The organism is Streptomyces sp. NPDC028368 (assembly GCF_055565615.1).
This window is the reverse complement of the sequence record NZ_JBVHTY010000012.1, coordinates 234,876-240,962: the sequence shown is the minus strand read 5'-3', so window position 1 is coordinate 240,962 and position 6,087 is coordinate 234,876. Positions and strand designations below refer to the sequence as shown.

The following is a 6,087-nucleotide window of genomic DNA, read 5'->3' as shown; positions in this document are numbered from 1 at the left end:
CTAAGGGCTCCCCGGGGTTTACCGGTTGGGGGTTTTAAATAACACGGCTATGGACCCCGTGCCGCTCCCCCCTAACCGCGGTTCCCCCGGGCGCCCCGGGGGGGGGGGGGGGGGGGGCAGCCCCGCCCCCCCCGACGGCGTTCTCCGGCCGGCCTCAGTGCCGGAACCGGTGCACCCCCGACGGCGTCACCGCCGCATGCACCGGCCGGTCGTGCGCCTCGGCCGGCACCCGCTCCAGCACCTCCGTGTCGTACAGCAGCACCACCAGTGCCGCCTGGGACCCGGCCTGCTCCAGCCGCTCCAGCACCCGGTCGTACGACCCGCCGCCGCGCCCCAGCCGCAGTCCCTGTCCGTCCACCGCGAGACCGGGCAGCAGCACCGCATCGGCCGCCGTGACGGCCTCGGGCCCGAGCCGGTCACCGTCCGGCTCCAGCAGTCCCCAGCCGGCCCGCACCAGCCGCTCGGCGCCCTCGTACCGGGCCCAGTCAAGATCGTTGTCCGGCAGCAGTACGGGCAGCAGAACGCGCACGCCGGCCGCCCGGAGCCCGTCCAGCAACGGGCCTGTGGAGGGTTCGTGGCCGATGGAGACGTAGGCGGCAACGGTCAGCGGTACGGCCGGACCGGACGACTCATCCCTATTTGCCCCGTTTTCCTGTGATGTCGCCGCCCGGAATTCCTCGAGCTCCAGCGTCCGGCGGGCCAGCGCATCGCCCGTCGCCGCGACGACATCCGTTGGCAACGATCTTCTAACCTCCAGGAGATCCCGCCGCAACCTGCGCTTTCTATCGTGATCAGAGTTCACTTGTGTGCCCTTGCTCCCGCTCTCATGCTCTATTCACCAGACCCTCATCATCGTTCCGATAGGGCCGGTTATGGTGTCGCGCATGACCCCATCGCACACACGGATCAGCAAGGCTGTCATCCCGGCAGCCGGCCTCGGCACCCGGTTTCTCCCCGCCACGAAGGCCACACCCAAGGAGATGCTCCCGGTCGTCGACAAGCCCGCCATCCAGTACGTGGTGGAAGAGGCGGCCGCCGCCGGGCTCAGCGACGTACTCATGGTGACCGGCCGCAACAAGCGCCCCCTTGAGGACCACTTCGACCGCAACTACGAACTCGAAGAGGCCCTGCACCGCAAGGGCGACGAGTCCCGGCTGGCGAAGGTCCAGGAATCCAGCGACCTGGCGACCATGCACTACGTCCGCCAGGGGGACCCCAGGGGACTGGGCCACGCCGTCCTGTGCGCCGCACCACACGTCGGCGACCAGCCCTTCGCGGTCCTCCTCGGCGACGACCTCATCGACCCCCGCGACCCCCTGCTGCAGCGCATGGTCGAGATACAGGAACAGCACGGCGGCTCCGTCATCGCCCTCATGGAGGTCGACCCGGCGCAGATCCACCTCTACGGCTGCGCGGCCGCCACCCCCACCGGCGACGACGACGTGGTCGTGGTCTCCGACCTGGTGGAGAAGCCCGACCCCGCCGAGGCCCCCAGCAATCTCGCGATCATCGGCCGCTATGTCCTCGACCCGGCCGTCTTCGAGGTGCTGCGCAAGACCGAACCGGGCCGCGGCGGCGAGATCCAGCTGACCGACGCCCTCCAGGCACTGGCCGCCGACCCCGCCCTCGGCGGACCCGTACACGGCGTCGTCTTCAAGGGCCGGCGGTATGACACCGGCGACCGTGGCGATTACCTGCGTGCCATTGTCAGACTGGCATGCGAACGTGAAGACCTGGGCCCGGACTTCAGGGCCTGGCTTCGCAGTTATGTCACCGAGGAGATGTAAGACGTTGAACGGCACCACCGACCAGACCCGCCACCAGGACCGCGTCTGGTCGGTGGCCGAGCACCTCGACGACGTCCTGTCGAAGATCCCTCCGCTGGAGCCGATCGAGCTGCAACTCCTCGACGCCCAGGGCTGCGTCCTGGTCGAGGACATCACGGTCCCCGCCGCCCTGCCGCCCTTCGACAACAGCTCCATGGACGGCTATGCCGTCCGGGTCGCCGATGTCGCGGGCGCCACCGAGGAGTTCCCCGCCACCCTCACCGTCATCGGCGATGTCGCGGCGGGCAGCGGCGAACTGCCCGCGGTCGGCCCCGGCGAGGCGGCCCGCATCATGACCGGCGCCCCGGTGCCGCCCGGCGCCGAAGCCGTCGTCCCCGTCGAATGGACCGACGGCGGCAGCGGCCAGGGACCGGCCGCCACCATGCGCGCCCACAGCGCCGCCCCCCAGGACGCCACCGGCGAGGTCCGCGTCCACCGCCCCGTGGCGGCGCGGGCCCACGTCCGCGCCAAGGGCAGCGATGTCTCCGCCGGTGAGCCGGCCCTGCGCGCCGGTACGGTCCTGGGCCCGCCCCAGATCGGCCTGCTCGCCGCGATCGGCCGCGGCACGGTCCGGGTGCGGCCCCGCCCCCGGGTCGTCGTGATGTCGACCGGCAGCGAACTGGTCCAGCCCGGCGAGGCGTTGGGCCCCGGCCAGATCCACGACTCCAACAGCTTCCAGCTCACCGCCGCCGCCCGCGCCGCCGGGGCGATCGCCTACCGCGTGGGCGCCGTCGCCGACGACGCCGAGTCCCTCCGCTCCACCCTGGAGGACCAGCTCATCCGCGCCGACATCCTGGTCACCAGCGGCGGCGTCAGCGTTGGTGCGTATGACGTGGTCAAGGAGACCCTGACCGATCTCTCCGCCGAGGAGGGCATGGTCGAATTCCGCAAGCTCGCCATGCAGCCCGGCAAGCCCCAGGGCTTCGGCCTCATCGGCCCCGACCGCACCCCCCTGATGGCGCTCCCCGGCAACCCCGTCAGCTCCTACGTCTCCTTCGAACTCTTCGTACGCCCCGCCATCCGCACCCTGATGGGCCTGCCGGACGTGCACCGCCCCACCGCCCGCGCCGAGTGCACCGAAGCCATCGCCTCGTCCCCCAAGGGCCGCCGCCAGTTCCTGCGCGGCTCCTACGACCCGGACGCCGGCAAGGTCACCCCCGTAGGCGGCTCCGGCTCCCACCTGATCAAGGCCCTCGCCCACGCCAACGCCCTGATCGTCGTCCCGGAGGATGTCACCGAGGTGGCCGCGGGCGAGGAGGTGGACGTCCTCCTTCTCGGGTAGCCGCCATGCCGTGCGGGACAGGGGAGGTGCCCCTCGCGGGCGCACCTGAGCGACTCTGCAGGCACCTCCTGGCCGCCTGCGGGTACGGTGTCGTCCCACAGGCGCGGCACGGCACGGTCCGGACCAGGAGAACGATGAGCAGCGGCCAGCAACACCTCACCCACATCGACGCGGCGGGCGCGGCCCGGATGGTCGACGTATCGGAAAAGGACGTCACCGCCCGCACCGCCCGCGCCCGCGGCCGCGTCCTGGTATCGCCGCAGGTCATCGAGCTGCTTCGGGGCGAGGGCATGCCGAAGGGTGACGCCCTGGCCACGGCCCGGATCGCCGGCATCATGGGCGCCAAGCGCACCCCCGAGCTGATCCCGCTCTGCCACCCGCTGTCCGTCTCCGGCGTAAAGGTGGACCTGACCGTCACCGACGAAGCCGTCGAGATCGCCGCCACCGTCAAAACCACCGACCGCACCGGAGTCGAGATGGAGGCGCTGACCGCCGTCTCCGTCGCCGCCCTCACCGTCGTCGACATGATCAAGGCCGTCGACAAGGCCGCGGTCATCTCCGACATCCGCGTCGAGGAGAAGACCGGCGGCAAGTCCGGCGACTGGAGCCGGCCGTGAGCCCCGCCCGCGCCCTGGTCGTCACGGCCTCCAACCGCGCCGCCGCCGGCGTCTATCCCGACAAGGGCGGCCCGCTGCTCGCCGAGGGCCTGAGCGCCATGGGCTTCGAGGTGGACGGCCCGCAGGTCGTCCCGGACGGCGATCCGGTGGAAGCAGCCCTGCGCACCGCCGTCACCTCCTCTCTCTACGCCGTCATCCTCACCACCGGCGGTACGGGCATCTCGCCCACCGACCACACCCCCGAGGCCACCCGCCGGGTCCTGGACTACGAGGTCCCCGGCATCCCCGAAGCCATCCGCGCCGCGGGCCGTACGAAGGTGGCCACCGCGGCCTTGTCCCGGGGCCTGGCAGGCGTCGCCGGCACCACCCTGATCATCAACCTCCCCGGCTCTACCGGCGGCGTCCGCGACGGCCTGGCCGTCCTCGCCGACCTCTTGCCGCACGCCGTCGACCAGATCCGCGGCGGCGACCACCCCAGACCCACCGGGAGCCCGAGCTGAACGCGTCCTGGCCGGTGGTCCTGACGGACGGAGATGTCTCCCTCCGTCCGATAAAGATGCGCGACCAGCGGCCCTGGCGCGAGGTCAACCGCCGCAACCGCGACTGGCTGCGCCCCTGGGAAGCCACCATCCCGCCGCCCCCGCCCGGCATTCCTCCGCCACACCGTCCGACGTACCGCCAAATGGTCCGTCATCTGCGCGCCGAGGCACATGCCGGCCGGATGCTGCCGTTCATCGTCGAATACCGCGGCCGGGTCGCCGGACAACTCACCGTGGCCGGTATCACCTGGGGCTCCATGTGCTCGGGGCATATCGGCTACTGGGTCGATCAGGAAGTCGCCGGCCGCGGCGTCATGCCGACCGCCGTGGCGCTCGCCGTGGACCACTGCTTCCGCGCCGTGGGACTTCATCGCATCGAGGTCTGTATTCGGCCGGAAAACATCCCCAGTCGCCGAGTGGTGGAGAAACTCGGCTTCCGCGAGGAAGGTATCCGCCCGCGCTATCTGCACATCGACGGCGGCTGGCGCGACCATGCGGTATTCGCGCTGACCGTGGAAGAAGTGCCCGAGGGCCTGCTCAATCGCTGGCGGCACCACAGGCCCAGCACGCCCGGCACATCCCAGAAATAAAATAAATGTTCGAATACGGTGTCCGGCCTGACCGGATTCTCCGTCACGCCGTCCTTACCATCACAAAAAAAGTTCGAGATATCAGCCAGATCGTGCGACACACCGGCTCAATTGGCGGATGGCCCCGCGCAAACCCCTCTACCGTGTGAGTTGTGAGAAGCAGCGGCCTCATCTACGCAGTCATCGTCGGGGCCTGGGCCGCCTATTTGGTGCCGATGTGGCTCCGTAGGCAGGACGAGCTCAACGAGGCCCGTCCGACCGAACGCTTCAGCACTGCCATCCGGCTCCTGTCCGGACGTGCGGCCATGCAACGCCGTTACGACAAGGGGCAGGAGGAGCGCCCTGCCGACGATGCCGGCGACGAGCAGCACCCGGACGCCCTGGCCGACGAGCCGGACGCCGGGCCCTTCGGCGACCCGCCGGACGAGCTCGAAGCGCACCACACCCGGGTGCACTCCGGCCCCCCGCGCCCTTCTCTTTCCGAGCGCACCAAGCGTGCCAAGGTCCTCGCCCGGCGCCGGCGCACCATCACCATCCTGTTCCTCATCTTCACGATCGGCGCCATCGCCGCCGCGGTGGGCGGCCTCCCGCTCCTGTGGGTCCCCGCCGTCCCCGCCGCCCTCCTCACCGCGTACATCATTTACCTCCGCGTGCAGGAGCGGCGCCGCTTCATCTTCACCATGGACCAGCGCAAGGCGGAGGCGGCAGCCCAACGACTGCGGGAAGGCAGGCCCCGCCCTCAGCAGGCGGCCGACCAGCCGCTCCTCGACGACCACCAGCCCGACGCCCGCGCTGACGTTCCGGCCGAGGCCGCACCGGAGCCACCCCGTCCGTCGACCCCCGCGCACACCGCCGACCGCCGCGCCCTCGTCGAGGAGACCGACCACGCCGAGTGGGTCGACCAGCAGCGCGAACGCGAACGCCCCCGCCCCGCCTCCGGCAGCTGGGAACCGGTCCCGGTCCCCCTCCCCACCTACGTCACGGCCCCGGTCGCGCCCCGCGCCACCAGTCACGTCGACCTCGACGCCGAGGACGCCTGGAGCTCCGCCCGCTCCAGCGCCGCCCCCGACCACGCCCACGACGCGCCCCACGCCGACCGCCGCCCCCGCGGCCGCACCCCTCTCTTCGACCAGTACGCCCACCCCACCGCCGCGGACCCCGCCGACGAGCTCGACCGCCCGCGCGCCGCAAACGAGTGACACCCCTCCACTGACCAGCACCGAAAGCGATTTC

The 6,087-nt window shown here is 71.3% G+C and carries 7 protein-coding genes; 6 read left to right on the top strand and 1 reads right to left on the bottom strand.

What is annotated here, in order from left to right; translation table 11 throughout:
- Positions 1-154 precede the first annotated feature (154 nt).
- A complete protein-coding gene (locus tag ACZ4S3_RS26940) occupies positions 155-772 on the bottom strand; it encodes a 5-formyltetrahydrofolate cyclo-ligase (protein WP_467938435.1) in 618 nt (205 codons plus the stop codon).
- Positions 773-884: 112 nt separating this feature from the next.
- Here ACZ4S3_RS26940 and galU point away from each other — a divergent pair, with 112 nt between their 5' ends.
- The 6 genes from galU to sepX all read left to right on the top strand — a co-directional run bounded on the left by galU (position 885) and on the right by sepX (position 6,053).
- Positions 885-1,787 carry a UTP--glucose-1-phosphate uridylyltransferase GalU gene (galU, locus tag ACZ4S3_RS26935; RefSeq protein ID WP_467938433.1) on the top strand — a complete coding sequence of 301 codons (903 nt, stop codon included), beginning with the start codon at positions 885-887 and terminating at the stop codon, positions 1,785-1,787.
- Positions 1,788-1,791: 4 nt separating this feature from the next.
- Positions 1,792-3,108, top strand: coding sequence for a molybdotransferase-like divisome protein Glp (gene glp, locus ACZ4S3_RS26930; RefSeq protein ID WP_467938432.1), 1,317 nt, complete (start codon positions 1,792-1,794; stop codon positions 3,106-3,108).
- A 134-nt stretch (positions 3,109-3,242) separates the two neighbouring features.
- Positions 3,243-3,725, top strand: coding sequence for a cyclic pyranopterin monophosphate synthase MoaC (gene moaC, locus ACZ4S3_RS26925; RefSeq protein ID WP_467938431.1), 483 nt, complete (start codon positions 3,243-3,245; stop codon positions 3,723-3,725).
- A complete protein-coding gene (locus ACZ4S3_RS26920) occupies positions 3,722-4,225 on the top strand; it encodes a MogA/MoaB family molybdenum cofactor biosynthesis protein (RefSeq protein WP_467938429.1) in 504 nt (167 codons plus the stop codon). The genes moaC and ACZ4S3_RS26920 overlap by 4 nt, the downstream gene beginning before the upstream one ends.
- A 14-nt stretch (positions 4,226-4,239) precedes the next feature.
- Entirely contained in the window at positions 4,240-4,854 is a 615-nt protein-coding gene (locus tag ACZ4S3_RS26915) for a GNAT family N-acetyltransferase (protein ID WP_467938427.1), read from the top strand.
- Positions 4,855-5,006: 152 nt separating this feature from the next.
- Positions 5,007-6,053: a divisome protein SepX/GlpR gene (gene sepX, locus ACZ4S3_RS26910; protein WP_467938425.1), complete on the top strand. Its 1,047-nt coding sequence runs from the start codon at positions 5,007-5,009 to the stop codon at positions 6,051-6,053.
- The last annotated feature ends 34 nt before the right edge of the window (positions 6,054-6,087 follow it).